The 15,543-nt window shown below is 61.3% G+C and carries 14 protein-coding genes and 1 tRNA gene; 11 read left to right on the top strand and 4 right to left on the bottom strand.

The window, feature by feature from the left end; all coding sequences use genetic code 11:
- Window position 1: 1 nt before the first annotated feature.
- The gene (locus C8D82_RS07185) at window positions 2-2,095 is read left to right on the top strand and encodes a zinc metalloprotease (protein WP_133245100.1); all 2,094 of its coding nucleotides are present in this window, start codon (window positions 2-4) and stop codon (window positions 2,093-2,095) included.
- A 428-nt stretch (window positions 2,096-2,523) separates the two neighbouring features.
- On the opposite strand, the gene C8D82_RS07180 is transcribed toward C8D82_RS07185, so the two are convergent.
- A tRNA-Val gene (locus C8D82_RS07180) sits at window positions 2,524-2,600 on the bottom strand.
- Window positions 2,601-2,981: 381 nt separating this feature from the next.
- On the opposite strand from C8D82_RS07180, the gene pstS reads away from it, so the two are divergent.
- From pstS to phoU, 5 genes are read left to right on the top strand one after another with little or no spacing between them, the layout of a single operon-like run.
- Window positions 2,982-4,022 carry a phosphate ABC transporter substrate-binding protein PstS gene (gene pstS, locus C8D82_RS07175; RefSeq protein ID WP_206212613.1) on the top strand — a complete coding sequence of 347 codons (1,041 nt, stop codon included), beginning with the start codon at window positions 2,982-2,984 and terminating at the stop codon, window positions 4,020-4,022.
- Between the two features lie 33 nt (window positions 4,023-4,055).
- Complete coding sequence (pstC, locus tag C8D82_RS07170; protein ID WP_116883590.1) at window positions 4,056-4,991, top strand: phosphate ABC transporter permease subunit PstC; 936 nt, start codon at window positions 4,056-4,058, stop codon at window positions 4,989-4,991.
- Window position 4,992: 1 nt separating this feature from the next.
- Window positions 4,993-5,868: a phosphate ABC transporter permease PstA gene (pstA, locus tag C8D82_RS07165; RefSeq protein ID WP_207776086.1), complete on the top strand. Its 876-nt coding sequence runs from the start codon at window positions 4,993-4,995 to the stop codon at window positions 5,866-5,868.
- On the top strand, window positions 5,858-6,637 hold the full coding sequence (gene pstB, locus C8D82_RS07160; protein WP_116883589.1) for a phosphate ABC transporter ATP-binding protein PstB: 780 nt from the start codon (window positions 5,858-5,860) through the stop codon (window positions 6,635-6,637). The genes pstA and pstB overlap by 11 nt, the downstream gene beginning before the upstream one ends.
- 50 nt (window positions 6,638-6,687) lie before the next feature.
- Window positions 6,688-7,353 carry a phosphate signaling complex protein PhoU gene (gene phoU, locus C8D82_RS07155; protein WP_116883588.1) on the top strand — a complete coding sequence of 222 codons (666 nt, stop codon included), beginning with the start codon at window positions 6,688-6,690 and terminating at the stop codon, window positions 7,351-7,353.
- Between the two features lie 71 nt (window positions 7,354-7,424).
- Here phoU and C8D82_RS07150 read toward each other — a convergent pair whose 3' ends face one another.
- From C8D82_RS07150 to C8D82_RS07140, 3 genes are all read right to left on the bottom strand, one after another.
- A complete protein-coding gene (locus C8D82_RS07150) occupies window positions 7,425-7,877 on the bottom strand; it encodes a cupin domain-containing protein (RefSeq protein WP_116883587.1) in 453 nt (150 codons plus the stop codon).
- Between the two features lie 74 nt (window positions 7,878-7,951).
- Entirely contained in the window at window positions 7,952-8,917 is a 966-nt protein-coding gene (locus tag C8D82_RS07145; protein WP_116883586.1) for a LacI family DNA-binding transcriptional regulator, read from the bottom strand.
- Between the two features lie 112 nt (window positions 8,918-9,029).
- Window positions 9,030-10,157, bottom strand: a complete 1,128-nt coding sequence (locus C8D82_RS07140; protein WP_116883585.1) for an aldo/keto reductase — start codon at window positions 10,155-10,157, stop codon at window positions 9,030-9,032.
- A 202-nt stretch (window positions 10,158-10,359) separates the two neighbouring features.
- Between C8D82_RS07140 and C8D82_RS07135 the strand changes: the two genes are divergently transcribed.
- The 5 genes from C8D82_RS07135 to C8D82_RS07115 are packed head-to-tail and all read left to right on the top strand — an operon-like array spanning window position 10,360 to window position 15,543.
- Window positions 10,360-10,698: an STAS domain-containing protein gene (locus tag C8D82_RS07135; RefSeq protein ID WP_116883584.1), complete on the top strand. Its 339-nt coding sequence runs from the start codon at window positions 10,360-10,362 to the stop codon at window positions 10,696-10,698.
- Window positions 10,699-10,717: 19 nt separating this feature from the next.
- On the top strand, window positions 10,718-12,346 hold the full coding sequence (locus C8D82_RS07130) for an ATP-binding SpoIIE family protein phosphatase (RefSeq protein ID WP_116883583.1): 1,629 nt from the start codon (window positions 10,718-10,720) through the stop codon (window positions 12,344-12,346).
- Window positions 12,343-13,206, top strand: coding sequence for a glycosyltransferase family 2 protein (locus tag C8D82_RS07125; protein WP_116883582.1), 864 nt, complete (start codon window positions 12,343-12,345; stop codon window positions 13,204-13,206). Before C8D82_RS07130 ends, C8D82_RS07125 begins: the two co-directional genes overlap by 4 nt.
- Window positions 13,197-14,435, top strand: coding sequence for a glycosyltransferase family 4 protein (locus C8D82_RS07120; protein WP_116883581.1), 1,239 nt, complete (start codon window positions 13,197-13,199; stop codon window positions 14,433-14,435). Before C8D82_RS07125 ends, C8D82_RS07120 begins: the two co-directional genes overlap by 10 nt.
- Window positions 14,419-15,543: a glycosyltransferase family 4 protein gene (locus C8D82_RS07115; protein ID WP_165832900.1), complete on the top strand. Its 1,125-nt coding sequence runs from the start codon at window positions 14,419-14,421 to the stop codon at window positions 15,541-15,543. The genes C8D82_RS07120 and C8D82_RS07115 overlap by 17 nt, the downstream gene beginning before the upstream one ends.

Genomic DNA, 15,543 nt, shown 5'->3' with positions numbered 1-15,543 from the left:
CATGCAGCGGAAAAGGAACGTACCCATGACCGGCGAGCTGCGCCGGGACATCGAACTGATCCCGCCGGGAGAGCACGGGGATTACCCGATGCTGTTCGACCCGGTTTCGGATCACTATTACAAGCTGGATGCGCGCACCGCTTCGATGCTTTCTCTGATGGACCGCAACTATGAGCTGGACGAATTTTCGGCCCGGCTCAAGGCGGCGGGCATCGAGGCCGGACCGGCGGAGCTGCACGCCCTGACCGGCTTTCTGAACGCCAACAATCTGCTGCTGCCGGAGTACGGCTCGATGGAGCAGCGGACCCGGCAGTTCCGGGAGGCGAAGGGGAGAACCCTGCCGGAACGGCTTGCCGGTTCCTATTTGTTCTTCAAGCTGCCTGCGTTTCATCCGGACCGGTTTTTCACCGGAACCATGCCGTTTGTGCGGATGCTCTTCAATCCATTGGTGCGGTATGCGATCCTCGCGGCTTCGCTGGTCGGTTACGTGCTGCTGCTGCGCCAGCTCAACGAGGTCGGCCGCGCCTTCGTCGACTCCCTGTCGTGGACGGGGCTGGTCAACTACTTCTGGGCGCTCCTGATCGCGAAAACGCTGCACGAACTGGCCCACGCCTACGTCGCGAAAGGCTACGGCTGCCGGGTGCGCGCGATGGGGGTGAGTTTCATCGTCTTTTATCCGCGTTTGTTCACGGATCTGTCGGATTCGTGGAGGCTGTCGCGCCGGAAACGGCTGATGATCGACTTCGCCGGAATCGCCGTGGAACTGATCTTCGGCGGGCTGGCGGCGCTGTGCTGGGTGTACGCCGCTCCCGGCCCCTTCCGGTCGACCATGTTCTATTTGTTCACGGTCAGCGCCGCCGGGACGCTGCTGGTGAACGGCAATCCGTTCATCCGCTACGACGGCTACTACATCCTCTGCGACCTGCTGAACATCGACAACCTGATGCAGCGTTCGGCGGAGTACGTCAAAGGGGTCAACCGCCGGTTCTTTCTCGGCCTCGGCCGGATTCCGGACACCCACGGCGCGTCGCCGGCGCTGCTGTATCTCTTCGGCGTCGGCTCCTTTGCGTACCGGCTGTTCCTGAGTCTGTCGATCGTGCTGATCGTCTACTTCCAGTTCGCCAAACCGGTGGCGCTGGCGCTGGTCTGCCTGAGCTGCTACACAATGCTCTGGCTGCCGTTTTACCGGGAATATCAATATCTGGCCGGATTCCGCAGGAAGATGGACGTGCGCAAGGCGGCGCTGCTCCTGGCCGGAATCCTGGCGCTGCTGGCGGTTTTTCTGGTGCCGCTGCCGTGGTCGCTGACCTTCCCGGCGGAGATCGCCTCCCGGAACCGGGTTCTGGTCACCGTCGCCGAATCGGGCTTTGCCGAAACGGAGCTGCCGCCGGAGCCGCGGCAGGTCGCCGCGGGCGATCCGCTTCTGGCGCTGAGCAATGTGTTTCAGGAGTTCAACATCCGCCGCTACCGGCTGATCGTGGAGTACGACCGGGCGGAGCTGGAAATTTTCCGCTCATCCGCCGATACGCTCGGCCTCGGGCCGCAGGCGCACAAGCGGCTGCTGTCCGACCGGCTTACCCTCGGGGAGATGGAGCGCCGCCGCGGCAATCTCGACATCCGGGCGGAAACCGCGGGGATTTTCGTGCCGGGCCTCCGGGAGCTTTCACCCGGCCGCTGGCTGGAGAAGGGAGCCGTGCTCGGCGAAATCGTATCGCCGGAGTGTCTGGTGCTGGGATATGTCGAGGAGGACGGCTACCATGACATCCGCCCCGGGGACGAGGTCGAATTCCAGCCCTCGGGCGAACTCGGCTCGATCCCGTGCCGGATCGAATCGCTCAATCCGGTTCCGGCCATGCTGAAGGATTCGGCGCTGATCCGGCAGTTCGGCGGACCGGTCTCGTGTTATCCGCCGGTTCCGCCGTCGGCGGAATTCAAACCGGTGGCGACCCTCTACCGGGTCACGCTCTCGCCGCCGGCGGACGTTCCGATGATCCCGGGCCGTACCGGCCGGATCAAGGTGCGGAAATCTTATTCGCTGGCCGGTGAAATCCGCCGGACAGTGCTTCACGCATTTCTGCGCGAATTCTCGTTCTGACCGCCCCGGCCGTCTGTGATTCTCAGTAGCGGATCACATAATCAGGAAATAGTCGAGGCAAACGCAGCCGGGGCCGGGAGCGTGGCGAAAGCAGTTGGCGAGATATAACTCCAGAAAACCGGCATCCGAAGATCGTCGCGCTCCCGGAAAACTTTTTGAAGCTCTTTCCATCAAGAGACACGCCGCTGGAACGGCCCCCGGGCGCAGAAAATGGGGATGCGGAATTTCAGCATCCCCGATTCGGAAGCCTCCGGCGAGCGGTCGGCGTCCACCGAAAAGGCGCATGGCACTTTTTTGCCTGATGGAAAAGATTTCGGCCGGTCCGGCTGGGCCTGCGGGTACTCCTGTCTGCGCTCATCCTTTTCACTCGCTTTGCTCGCGGAAAAGAATGGCTTGCCATCCGTAGCTCGACTTCGTCGAGCGAAGGATGGTGGGCGTAACAGAACTCGAATCTGTGACCTTCACGATGTCAACGTGACGCTCTAACCAACTGAGCTATACGCCCTTGCGGACTTGAAACACAATCCGGACCGGCGGGCGGCCGGATTCTTTTGCGGTTGCGGCGTTTTACATAACCACCGGCAACATGTGCAGAATATACATGCGGTTTCCGGTTTTGCAAGGCATGACGGGAATAAAATGGGTACAAAAGTTCGAAACGCCGTCGGCGGCGCCCCCTGCGGCGCAGATGGGGCGGGCGGGGGGAATTACGCGATGTGCAAGTTTCCTGAACCGGGATTTCGCCGGATATTATATGTTAACTCTTAATACTTCTCTAACAGGTTTCTAACAATCGGCGGCTATCTTATATGGCATACCCCCCGGGAAAGAGAGATTCGTTTCGGAATAAACCGGGGGACAACCAATGAAGGAGCACCTGAAGATTATGAACCTGTTCGGAAAACTTGCATTGCTTTCCATGTTGCCGCTTGCCGCCGCATCCGGGGCGGATATTTCGATCAACGGCGCGGGCGCGTCGTTCCCGGCCCCGGTTTACCGGGTCTGGAGCTACAACTTCGGCCAGTCCACCGGCGGGAAGATCGAAGTCAACTATCAGAGCAGCGGTTCCGGCGCCGGAATCAACCAGATCAAGGATAGGACCATCGATTTCGGCGGCTCCGACAATCCGCTGACCAAAGAGGAGCTGGACAAGGCGAATCTGTGCCAGTTCCCGATGCTGACCGGGGGCGTGGTGGTGATCGCGAATCTGCGCGGCGTGAAACCCGGCGCGCTGAAGCTCGATCAGCCGACGCTGGCCGGCATCTTCCTCGGCAGGATCACGCGCTGGAACGATCCGGCCATCGCGGCGCTGAACCCCGGGGTGAAGCTGCCGAAGATCAAGATCACGGTGGTGCGCCGTTCGGACAGCTCGGGCACCAGCTTCATCTTCACGAACTACCTGTCGAAGATTTCCAAAGAGTGGAACGACACGGTCGGCGCGGGGCCGGCGGTCAAGTGGCCGGTCGGCATCGGCGGCCAGAAGAATCCGGGCGTCTGCAACAACGTCGCGCGCATCAACGGTTCGATCGGTTACACCGAATACACCTACGCGGTCGAGGCGAAGCTCTCGATGGTCGCGCTGAAGAACAAGGACGGCAACTTCGTCGCTCCGACGCCGGAGACCTTCAAGGCTTCCGCCGCGAACGCCGACTGGAAGAACGCCCCCGGTTTCTACATGGTCCTGACCGACCAGCCGGGCGCGCAGAGCTGGCCGATCACCGGTGTGACCTACATCCTCGTGCAGCGCAGCCAGCCCGACGCGGAGAAGGCGGCGGCATTGCTGAAATACTTCGACTGGTGCTACACCGCCGGGGCGGTTTCGGCCTCCAGGCTGAACTACGTGCCGCTGACTGAAAACGTGATCGGACAGGTCCGGGCCGCGTGGGCGGAGGAGATCCGCGCGAACGGCCGGCCGGTGAAATACTGACAACCCCGTCACGCACAGACCGGTAACGCAATCATGTCGAACACACTTTCACTCTCGGCTTCCCGGCTGGACCGGCTGTTCCGGCTGCTGGCCGGAGCCAGCGCGGTGCTGCTGCCGCTGGTGCTTGTCGCGTTCCTGATCCAGCTCGGCTGGGGCGCGGCTCCGGTCTGGCGGGAATTCGGCCCGGACTTCATCACCGGGACCGGGTGGGATCCGGTGGCGAACGAATACGGCGCTCTGCCCGCGATCGCGGGCACCATTTTCACGACCGCGCTCGCGCTGCTGCTGGCGATTCCGCCGGCCTTCGTGACCGCGCTCTATCTGGTCGACTGTCCCGCCGGGATCGGCGAAGTGCTGAGCCAGGCGCTCGATTTGCTCGCCGCGATTCCGAGCGTGATCTACGGCATGTGGGGGCTGTTCATCCTGGTGCCGCTGATGCAGGATCATGTGCAGCCGTTCCTGTCGGAAACGCTCGGACTTGGAAAAATCCCGTGCTTCGGCGTGGACGGCAACGGTTTCGGGCTGCTGACCGCTTCGCTGATCCTCGCGCTGATGATCCTGCCGTATATGTCGGCGGTGATGCGCAACGTGTTCAAAATGACGCCGGGAATGCTGCGCGAATCCGCCTACGGCATCGGCTGCACCCGCTGGGAGACCGCGAAGGACATCGTGATGCGTTACGGCATCCGGGGGCTGCTCGGCGGCGTTTTCATCGGCCTCGGCCGGGCGCTGGGCGAAACCATGGCGGTGCTCTTCGTGATCGGCAACGTGGTCGAAATCCCGGAGTCGCTGTACGGCAGCACCACCACGATCGCGGCGACGCTTGCGAACAACTTCGCGGAGGCGGATGGAATCATGCGTTCGGTGCTCTTCGCGCTCGGGCTGATCCTGCTGCTGCTGGCGCTCGGCGTGCAGGTGCTGGCGCAATACTATCTGATGATGACCGGCTCGAAACGGGGGGAACGGTAAGATGACTTCGATTGCTCCTGTGAAACGGCGCGGCCTCTTCCGCCGCAAGCTGCTGGACCGGGTCGTGCGGGCGCTTTCGGTGCTCGCGCTGACCGTCGCGGTCGCCGCGATGGTCTGGATTCTGTATACGGTGATCCGCCGCGGCGTCGCGGTGATCAGCTGGGACTTTCTGACGGAGTGCTCCAAACCCTACGGCGCGATGAATTCCGGCATTGCCAACGCGCTGCTCGGCACGCTGGCGATCACCTTCGGCGCGGCGTTGCTCGGCATCCCGCCCGCGATTCTCGGCGGCATCTGGCTGGCTGAATTCGGCAAAGGTACGAAGCTCGGCGACACGATCCGCTTCTCGGCCAATGTGATGATGGGGATGCCGTCGGTGGTGGTCGGCCTTTTCGTGTATGCGGTGCTGGTGGTGCCGTGCGGGGGCTTTTCCGGATTCGCCGGTTCGGTGGCGCTGGCGATCCTGATGTTCCCGGTGGTGATGCGCACCACGGAGGATATGCTTTTGATGGTCCCGGATGCGCTGCGCGAATCGGCGCTGGCGCTCGGCGCGAGCCGCGCCCGCGCCTCCTTGCAGATCATCTGCCGCTCGGCCCGCAGCGGCCTGATCACCGGCATTCTGCTCGCGGTCGCCCGCGTCAGCGGCGAAACCGCCCCGCTGCTGTTCACCGCGCTCTGGAGCGACAGCTGGCCGAAAAACTACTTTGAGGGGCCGACCGCGAATCTGCCGGTGCTGATCACGGAATACTCCACCAACTCTCCGTTCGACGAGCAGCACGCCGCCGGCTGGGGTGCGGCGCTGGTGGTCACGGCGATGGTGCTTCTGCTCAATATCGCAACCCGAATCATCTTCAAGGAGAAACATCATGAACGCTGAAGCGGATCACAGTCCGGTCAAAATATCGGTACGGAATTTGAACTTCTTCTATACGAAAGCCGTCCAGTCGCTGTTCGACAACAATCTCGACATCCGGGCGAACCGGATCACCGCGGTGATCGGCCCTTCCGGCTGCGGCAAGTCCACCCATCTGCGGGTGTACAACCGCATCTTCGAACTTTACCGCGGCCAGCGCGCCGATGGGCAGGTGCTGATCGACGGGCGGAACATCCTCGATCCGGCGGTGGACGTGCTCGAACTGCGCCGCAAGGTCGGGATGATCTTCCAGAAGCCGACGCCGTTCCCGATGTCGGTCTTCGACAACGTCGCGTATCCGATGCGGCTGCACTTCAAGCTCTCCAGGAGTGAGATCGCCGACCGGGTCGAGGCCGCCCTGAAAGGCGCTTCGCTGTGGGACGAGGTCAAGGACAAGCTCAAGAAGTCCGGCCTCGCCCTCTCCGGCGGCCAGCAGCAGCGCCTCTGCATCGCCCGCGCGATCGCCGCCGAACCGGAAATCCTGCTGATGGACGAACCCACCAGCGCGGTCGACCCCGTCGCCACGTTGAAGATCGAGGATCTGGTGCTGGAACTGCGCGAGAAATTCACCGTGGTGATCGTGACCCACAACATGCAGCAGGCGTCGCGCATCAGCGACTACACCGCATTCTTCTACAAGGGCCGGATCGTCGAATACGACAGGACCGAGAAAATCTTCACGAATCCCTCCGAGAAGAAGACCGAGGAGTACATCACCGGCCGGTTCGGGTGATTCATGCGCATTGGCATCATAACCAAACCTTTATCGACAGGAAAACAGATATGAGAGAACATCTCGCACAGGAAATCGTCCGGCTGAAGCGGATGGTCAGCGACCTTGCCGCGCAGGTGGAACACGCGGTGCAGCAGGCCGTCGAGGCGGCGCAGCAGGCGGATGAAACGCTCGCCCGCCGCGTGATCGAGCAGGACGACGCGATCGACCGCGAAGAGATCATGATCGAGGAGGAGTGCCTGAAAATTCTGGCCCTCCACCAGCCGGTCGCCGGCGACCTCCGCTACATCGTCACCTTTCTGAAGGTCAACAACGAGCTTGAACGGATCGGCGACCTCGCGGTGAACATCGCCAAACAGGTGTTGCATCAACTCGATTTCGGCGTGTTCCCGGAGGAGAAGATCGACTTCGCTCCGCAGATGGAGATCGCCCGGCAGATGCTGAAAGCCGCCCTCGACGCGCTGGTGGCGCGCAACTGCCTCGAAGCCAACGAAACCATCCGCATGGACGACCGGATCGACGAACTGAACCGGGAGGTGATCGAACGCTCCGAGGAGCTGATCAAGCAACACCCCGAACTGGCGGAATACTATATTTCAGTGATCTTCATCTCCCGCCACCTCGAACGGATCGGCGACTGCACCACCAACATCTGCGAGGACGTGATCTACCTCGAACTCGGCAAGATCGTCCGCCACGGCGGCCTTCCCGAATAAGGGGTTAGTATCTATCAGTTTATTTGTTCTGTGGGCGATATCTGCCACCGGCCGCCGGAGACACCCCGGTTTCAGTCCTGATCGATGAATTCGCATTCGTCGTCGCGGAAGGGCGGGACGATCACGGAGATGTACTTCATGGTTTCGGAACTGTTGTTGAAGAGTTTCTGGGTGGCTCCGGCGGGGATGAAGACCGCGCTGCCGGGGCCGACCGGAATTTTTCTGCCGTTTACGGTCAGGATGCCGCTGCCGGACTGAACGAGGATGGTTTCGGCGCTTTCCAGGCGCCGGAGGGCCATGGTTTCGTCGTGGGGCAGTTCGACGTAGAGCATGGAGCAGGGGATATTTTCATCCCCGAGCTTTTCGTCGAGAAAGAGTTTGAGTTTGGCGTTGCCGAGTTTTGCATCGCGGGTCGGTTCGGCCGCAAGATAATTGCGCACGATCGGCTGCGGGGTGGAGCATCCGCTCCCCAGCAGTGTGATGAATGCGGCGGATGCGGCGACGGCGGACAGTTGTCTGAGCATGGTGATTCCTCCTCTTTGGTTTGGTGCAACTCCGGCTGCAGCGCCGGTACAACCGATTTTACGGACAAACACGGTCACTGTATTTTTTTCACGCTGTTACGCTTGATCAGGGTCGTCGGCAGCCAGCTGGAACTGCGCGGAAGCTGCGGGTTGCGGATACGGGTGACCAACTGGGTGATGGTGGCGCGGGCGAGGGCGTCGAGGTCCTGGTCTATTGTGGTCAGCTCCGGGGTCATCCAGCATGAGACGCCGGCGAGTTCGCCGGTGATGAGGGAGATGTCGTCCGGAATCCGGAATCCGCGCTCCTGAAGCTCGTGGAACACCGGCAAGGCGACACCTTCGCCACAGGCGATCAACGCAGTCGGCTGCGAATCGAGCAGGGTGGTCAGCCCGGCGCTGGAACCGGCGTAATCCTGGTCGGTGTACTGCACGACCGGCAGCTCCGGCAGCCCGGCGGCGGTCATGAATTTGCGGTAGGCTTCGAGCCGTTCGCGTCCGGCCTGATTGTTGAAGCGGTCGACGGTCAGGCCGATCCGGCGGTGTCCCTCGGCGTGGAGGTGCTCCAGCGCAAGCCGGACGCCTTCGCCGTGGTCGGTATTGACCGACGAACTGAAATCATACTGTTTGTTTACGGTCAGAATCGGCATCGAAAGCCGCCGGAATTGTTCGAGGTGCTGCTCGATGTAGTTTTCGGACATCAGCAGCAGCACCGCTTTGGTGTAACCGTTGTAGAGACGGGCCAATTCATCCACGGAAATGATTTCCGACAGCAGATTGCGCCGGGTGATTTCGAATACCGCCTGATTGAGGATCCGTTCCGAAAAACTGGTGCGCCGGTTCGGGTTGGGCAGATCGTTGACCACGATTGCGACACAGTCCCGCGCCATTACCTGTTGGGGGCGGTAGTTCAATTCGCGCGCCGCCTGCAGAACCCGGTTGCGGAGCTCCTCGCTGACTTTGGCCCGGCCGGTGAAAACCCGTGAAATAGTCGATTTGGAGACTCCGCAGATCTCCGCAAGTGTGTTGATGTCGGTGGCCATGCGACTTCTCCCTCGATTGAAACAGTTTCAATTTTATAGTATAACCGCTCCTGCTGCAATTGTCAACTCCGTCACGGGGCAATCGGGCGGAAACCGGAAGAAAAAACGGTTTCTAACGGAACCGTTCGACACACTCCCGGAGCCGCTGACGGATCGGAATGTGCTGCGGGCACTTCTTCTCGCAGGCGCCGCAGCCGACACAGGCGGAGGCGTTGCGCTCTTTGTCGTTGCCGGGGATCGCCCGGTAGCGCTGTTCGGCGGTCCGGGCGAGGTTGTAGACCCGGTCGTAGATCAGTGCTTCGAAGCAGCGCGGAATGTTGACCTTGGCCGGGCAGACCGGAGTGCAGTAGTTGCAGCCGGTGCAGTAGAGCGATTTGAGTTTGTCGCAATCGGCGGCGACCCGGTCGACGGCGGCGAGTTCCGCTTCCGTCAGGCGGGTGTCGGAGGAGGCGACACGCACATTGCCGTCGACCATTCCGGCATCGCCCATGCCGGAGAGGGCGCAGCAGACGCCGGGCGTGCTGAGCACGAAACGGACCGCCAGCTCCGGTGTGGAGAGCCTGCCGCCGAGGGCGTCTTCGAATACGCCGCCCTTGAAGGCGAGGCGTCCGCCGCCGACCGGCCCCATCACCACCACGCCGACGCCGAGCTCACGGGCGTGGCGGATACCGGCGAGGTTGCTGCGGTCGAGCAGGTTGTACTGGCAGAGCACCGAGGAAAAGGCGCCGGTATCCAGAAGTTCGATCATGGTATGGGGATTCGGATCGTGGAAGGAGAAGGAGAGGTGGCGGATCAGCCCCTCGTCCTTGCATTTCTCCATCAGCTCGATCAGCTTCAGCGGGCGGATGATGTTGTCGAAGGCGTCCCGGCCGATGCCGTGGAAGTGGTAGAAGTCGATATGGTCGGTGCGCAGCTTGCGCAGCTGATCCTCCAGGATGCGGCGGGCGTCGTCCGGCTTTTTCACGTCCCCTACCGGCAGTTTGGTGGAGAGGGCGACCCGGTCGCGCCAGCCGTCCTCCAGCGCGAGTCCGACAGCGAGCTCGCTGCGGCCGTTGCAGTAGAAATAGGCGGTGTCGATGTAGTTGATGCCGGAACGGATGCCGTGCCGGAGCAGTTCGACGGCGTCGCCGAGGTCGGCGGTGGCCTCCCGGTCGGCGTTTTCCGGAATCGGCAGCCGCATGGCTCCGAAGCCGAGTGCGGAGATCCGGAAGCCGGTTTTGCCGAAGTCGTGGTAAATCATGGAATATTTCCCTTTCCCGTATTTGATGGCTTGCATGTAGTATAAGATGCGCAAAGCGATTTTTCAAGCTCAAAAACGGAGGAAAATATCAACTGGAAAAATAAAGTTGAAATATTTATTTTTTGAGTTATAAACTTGAAAATGAAAATTTATTGTATATATTAATAGCGGCAGACTGGAACATCATGATTAAGGTTACATTATGGAAATCAAACACGAAATGATTGACGACGTCCTGGTCATCAGACTGATGACGGACCGGGTCGACGCTGAAAATTCCGAAATACTGAAGTCGCAGTATCGCCGCCTGGCCGCCCAGGCCCCCAAAGTGGCGATGGATCTGCAGGAGCTGGAATTTCTGGACAGCACCGGATTGGGAGTGATCGTCTTCTGTCTGCGTTTCTCCCAGGAGAACGGCGGGCTGCTGAAGCTTGCCAACCTGAGCACCAAGGTAAGGATGATTTTCGAAATCACCCGCGCCTATCGTGTCTTCGATATTTTCGACGATCTGGGTACTGCCGTCAAGTCATTTGCCGTCTGAATATTGCCGGAGAAACGGTATGTCGGCGAAAGGTGACGAGACTACGGTGATTGTCGTCGATGATGACCGGGCGACCCGTACACTGATTCTCGAAATCCTGAAGAACGAACCCTACCGGGTCGAAGTGTTCAGCTCGCAGGAGGCAGCGGCGGAATTCCATCGGAAGAGCGGTTGCAGCGCGGTGATTTACGCCGTGTCGATTCTGGACGAGAGCGCCGCGGCGTTTCTGGATATGTTCCGCCGGATCGATTCGATCGTGCCGGTGATCATACCGGGTTTCCTCGATTATTCGGCGCACGGTGAATTGGTGGAACACTTTTCCGCGGACGGTGAAGTGGTGCTGGTCAGCAAGCCGATCATGCCGCAGAAGTTTCTGGAGTGTGTCCGCGAAGCGATCGAGCGTTACCGGAAATCCCATCTGCAGATCAAGCACTATTCCAGTGTGGTCAATGATATCCGCGCCGCTTCCCGGATGCAGGCGCTGCTGCTGCCGGACTGGATTGTCTGCAACAATGACCTTTTTCTCTCCTCTCTTTATGAACCGATGTACGGGATCGGCGGCGACCTTTACAACCTGATCGAACTGGGAGGGCGGCGCTATCTGATCTTTATCGGCGACGTGGCCGGGCATGGAATTTCTGCCGCGATGCAGATGAGCGTGGTGATGGGGTGGAGCAAGACCATTATCGAGCAGGCGGCCGATCCTGACAACCTGCTGCCGGAGCTGTTCAACCGGCTGAACGCTTATTTCTGTACCGAATTCGACCATCGCGGTTATATGACCTGTCTCGCGGTGCTGGCGGACTGCGAAAAGGAGACGCTCGATTATATCAGCGCCGGCCATATGGGGCTTTTCCGTTACGATGAGCGCGAGCACCGGATCGACTACCGCGATCCCGGTATGAAAGGCGGGATTCCGATCGGCTGGTTTCAGGAGTTCGAATATACGGCGGAGGATGTGATTCACGAAACGTTTGACCGCGACTGCCGTTATTTTTCGATGACCGACGGTGTGATGGATACCTGCGACATCAACAGCAACAAGATGTCCCGCGAGGAGTTTGTGAAACTGCTGGTGGAATCCAATGTCGATATCAGCCAGGGGCAGATCCCCTATCTGCTGGCGGAGTGCATCGAGGAGGCCGGATATACCGAAACCAGCGACGACGTTTCGATCATCTCTTTCGGGCGGCGGGATTCCACTTCGGCGGCGGTAAAGCTTTCGGCGGCGTATACGGTGGACATGGCCAACAGCAAGACCTTTTCCGAGGAGCTGCACCGGGCGCTGAAAGGGGCGGGGGTGGATGAGTTCAAACTGCTGGAGATAGAGCTGGCTTCCGTGGAATTTTTCAACAACATCATCATGCACGGTTTTGCGACCCGGCCGCGCATCCGGCCGAAGATCATGGTGTCGGTCGCATTGGAGAACGGCCGGGTGGAGGTGACGTTTCTGGACCGGGCGCGGAAATTCGAAATCGAATTGCCGAAGCCGGAGGAGGGCGGCGGTTTCGACGACTTCCTGATGGATGCCGAAGCAGGGCGGGGATTGCAGCTGATTGCAAATCTGTCGGACGGTTTTTTCCGGAAGAATTATCACGGGCTGAACGTTTCCAAACTCTATTTCGACCTGCAGAAAGGCGGGAAATGAAACTCTCTCTGATCGTGCGTTCCTTCAATGACGAGGGGTGCATCCGGCGGACGCTGGAGATGCTGCGCCGCCAAAGCCGGGAGGCGGAGCTGATCGTCTTCGACTCCGGCTCGACCGACGGCACGCTGGAAATCGTCCGTTCCTTCAAGCCGGACCGGCTGGTGAACGGCCGGGCCGGGGATTACCTGCCGGGCCGGGTGGTGAATGAAGCGGCCCGGATCGCCTCCGGCGACGTGCTGGTTTTCAACAATTCCGACTGCGTTCCGCTGGATGAAAGCTGGCTGGAAAAGCTGGTGCGGCCGTTGGAGGAGAGCGAGGGGACGGTTGCCGCGGCTTTCGCAAATCAGCTGCCGCGCCCCGACGCGTTCGCCCTGGTCCGCAAGGATAACGAGCGGGCGTTCGGCGACGGCTCCATTGCGGCGAAATGGAAATTTTTCTTTTCGCTGGCGTCCTCGGCGATTCCGCGGAAGCTGCTGCTGGAGCGGCCGTTCAACCCGGAGTTCCGTTATTCGGAGGACGTGGAGTGGGCGCACCGCATGGCGCTGGAGGGGCGCAAACTGGTCTATGTGCCGGAGGCCCGGGTCGAGCACTCCCACAACTACACTCCGGCGCAATTGCGGACCCGTTTCTACAATGAAGGATGGGCTGACGCCGCCATTTTCGGCGGGGAGACCGGTTTCTTCCGGAACTTCCTGCTGCCGTTCCTGGCTGAAACGTTCCGGGATTTCGCGTACCTCGCCAGGCGGGGCGAAGCCGGTACCGTCGCGGCCGGAATCCGTTACCGGTATCTTCAGCGCCGTTCGCTGTACCGCGGCCGGCGTGACAACTCCAAACGTGAAGCGAGGGTATTATGCAGATAGCGAACCTGTTGCGCCGGATGAGTTTCCAGGAGTGGGGCGGTACCGAAACCGTGGTGTTCAACACGGCGCGCGAATTGTTGCGCGACGGACACGGCGCCCGGATTTTCTGCACATCCGCGCTGGATCGGACGGGGGATGAGGAGGTCTCCGGCATCCGCATTTCCCGCTTCGGCTACTCATATCCCTATTTCCCGCTGTCGAAAATGCGCCGCCGGATGCTGGACAAGAAGGGCGGCAATCCCTTTTCGCCCGCGCTGATCCGGGCTCTGGAGACGGAAAAGGCCGATGTGATTCACTGCCATACGATGGGGCATCTCGCGGTGCAGGCGTGCAGGACGGCGCGGCGGGTGCGGATTCCTTTCGTGATGTCGCTGCACGGCGGTGCGCTGAATGTGCCGGAAGGCGAGATCCGCGAGATGTGCCGCCCGCTGGAACATTCGTTGAACTACGGCAGGCTGCTGGACCTGGTCCGGTTTGAGAACTTCGACCCGATGTCGCGCGCGGACGGGATCGTCTGCGTCGGCTATGACGAATACCGGCGCGTCGCGGCGAAGTTCCCGGAGAAGAATGTGATCTATCTGCCGAACGGAGTGGATCCGGAGCGGTTCCGGACGGCTCCGGATCCGGGCTTCCGCCGCCGTTACGGGATCGGGCGGGAAAAGTTCGTGGTGCTCTGCGTCTCCCGGATCGACTATCAGAAAAATCAGATGCAGCTGCTCAAAATGATGAAATGGCTCCGCGGGGAGATGCCGGATTTGCATTTGCTGCTGGTCGGGCCGATCACCGCGACCGATTATTTTGCGCGGATGAAAGCCTATATCGCGGAAAACGCGCTGGAGGAGTGCGTGACGATCATTCCCGGTTTCCAGCCGTCGTCTCCCGAACTGGTCGCCGCTTACCGCTGCGCCGATCTTTTCGTGCTGCCGTCCCGCCATGAGCCGTTCGGCATTGTGGTGCTGGAGGCGTGGTCGGCGGGGCTGCCGGTGGTGGCGGCCCGGGTGGGCGGTCTGGAGCATCTGGTGCGTGACGGAGAAAACGGCCTCGCTTTTGATTCGGCCGACCTGAACGAACTGATTGAGAAGTGCCGGGCGGCGCGCGCCGACCGGGAATTGCGCGGCCGCATCTGCGAAGGGGCGGAACGCGATCTGGAGGAAAACTACCGGTGGCCCCGGATTGTCGCCCGGCTGGAAGCCTTCTATGAGGAGCTTTGCAATGAGAAACGGCGGTGACGCAGTGCGGATCTGTCAGGTCTCCGAGAAGGGATATTTTTGCGGAGGGATCGAGCGGTTTGTGTTCGATGCCGCCGCCGCGCTGCGCGCCGCCGGATGCGAGGTGTACGGCTCGTTCCGGACGACGGGAAACGCGGACGGATTCGCCGTCGGTTTCGACGGGCTGGTTCCCTGGGGGGAATTTCCGGAGGGGTTCGATCTGGTGATTCTGCACCGGGCCGCCGATCCGGCCGTGCTGGACGGCTGGAACCGGAAGAACCGTACTCTGCTCTATGTGCACGATCACGATTTCTGCTGTCCGAGACGGCACAAATATACGTTGCTGCGGCGCCGGAATTGCTGGAAGCCGTATGGCAGGCTGCGCTGTTTCTGTTGCGCCCCGGTGGTCAAGGGCGAGTCGGGGCGCTGGGGAGTGCCGCCGTTTGCGGCATTCGAGCGGACGCTGGCGGCGGCGCGCCGGTGCGGCATGGTGGCCGCGGCGTCGGATTTCATGCTGGAAGAGCTGGCGATGAACGGTTTTGACCCGCTGCTGCTGCACAAGATTCCGCCGCCGTGTCCCGGTGCGGACCCTGTTCCGCCGGGAGAAGGCGAACCGGCGGCGGTGTTCGTCGGCCAGATTCTGCGGGGCAAGGGAGCGGACCTGTTTTTGCGGGCGTTCGCGCGGGTGCGGCAGCCGGGCCGGGCGGTCGTGATCGGCCGCAACCGCGACCGGAAGCTGCTCGACGCGGTGATGGCCGGGCCGGATTTGCGCGGCCGGGTCGAATTTGTCGATTTCGATCCAGAACCGTGGACGCGGGCGGGGAATGTGCGGCTGGCGGTGTTTCCGTCGCGCTGGCAGGAGCCGTTCGGACTGGCGGGAGTCGAGGCGATGGCGCGCGGCATCCCGGTGGTCGGCTTTGCGGTCGGCGGCGTGACGGAGTGGCTGGAGGACGGCGTGAACGGCATCGCGGTTCCGCCGGGCGATGTGGACGGATTGGCGGCGGGAATCGGGCGGCTGCTCGCGGATCCGGCGTTGGCGGCGAAGATGGGTGAAGCGGGACGGCGTTCCGTGGAGCGTTTCCGGCCGGAATTGTTTGCTGAGCGGATTCTGAAACTGGTGCGGGATTAG

This window comes from Victivallis vadensis, from assembly GCF_003096415.1.
GTDB lineage: Bacteria > Verrucomicrobiota > Lentisphaeria > Victivallales > Victivallaceae > Victivallis > Victivallis vadensis.
This window is presented reverse-complemented; position numbering and strand designations above follow the sequence as displayed.

Excerpts from the sequence above, each read along its gene's own strand:
- C8D82_RS07185 (WP_133245100.1), top strand. The coding sequence starts at position 2 with ATGCAGCGGAAAAGGAACGTACCCATGACCGGCGAGCTGCGCCGGGAC.
- pstS (WP_206212613.1), top strand. The coding sequence starts at position 2,982 with ATGAACCTGTTCGGAAAACTTGCATTGCTTTCCATGTTGCCGCTTGCC.
- pstC (WP_116883590.1), top strand. The coding sequence starts at position 4,056 with ATGTCGAACACACTTTCACTCTCGGCTTCCCGGCTGGACCGGCTGTTC.
- pstA (WP_207776086.1), top strand. The coding sequence starts at position 4,993 with ATGACTTCGATTGCTCCTGTGAAACGGCGCGGCCTCTTCCGCCGCAAG.
- pstB (WP_116883589.1), top strand. The coding sequence starts at position 5,858 with ATGAACGCTGAAGCGGATCACAGTCCGGTCAAAATATCGGTACGGAAT.
- phoU (WP_116883588.1), top strand. The coding sequence starts at position 6,688 with ATGAGAGAACATCTCGCACAGGAAATCGTCCGGCTGAAGCGGATGGTC.
- C8D82_RS07150 (WP_116883587.1), bottom strand. The coding sequence starts at position 7,877 with ATGCTCAGACAACTGTCCGCCGTCGCCGCATCCGCCGCATTCATCACA.
- C8D82_RS07145 (WP_116883586.1), bottom strand. The coding sequence starts at position 8,917 with ATGGCCACCGACATCAACACACTTGCGGAGATCTGCGGAGTCTCCAAA.
- C8D82_RS07140 (WP_116883585.1), bottom strand. The coding sequence starts at position 10,157 with ATGATTTACCACGACTTCGGCAAAACCGGCTTCCGGATCTCCGCACTC.
- C8D82_RS07135 (WP_116883584.1), top strand. The coding sequence starts at position 10,360 with ATGGAAATCAAACACGAAATGATTGACGACGTCCTGGTCATCAGACTG.
- C8D82_RS07130 (WP_116883583.1), top strand. The coding sequence starts at position 10,718 with ATGTCGGCGAAAGGTGACGAGACTACGGTGATTGTCGTCGATGATGAC.
- C8D82_RS07125 (WP_116883582.1), top strand. The coding sequence starts at position 12,343 with ATGAAACTCTCTCTGATCGTGCGTTCCTTCAATGACGAGGGGTGCATC.
- C8D82_RS07120 (WP_116883581.1), top strand. The coding sequence starts at position 13,197 with ATGCAGATAGCGAACCTGTTGCGCCGGATGAGTTTCCAGGAGTGGGGC.
- C8D82_RS07115 (WP_165832900.1), top strand. The coding sequence starts at position 14,419 with ATGAGAAACGGCGGTGACGCAGTGCGGATCTGTCAGGTCTCCGAGAAG.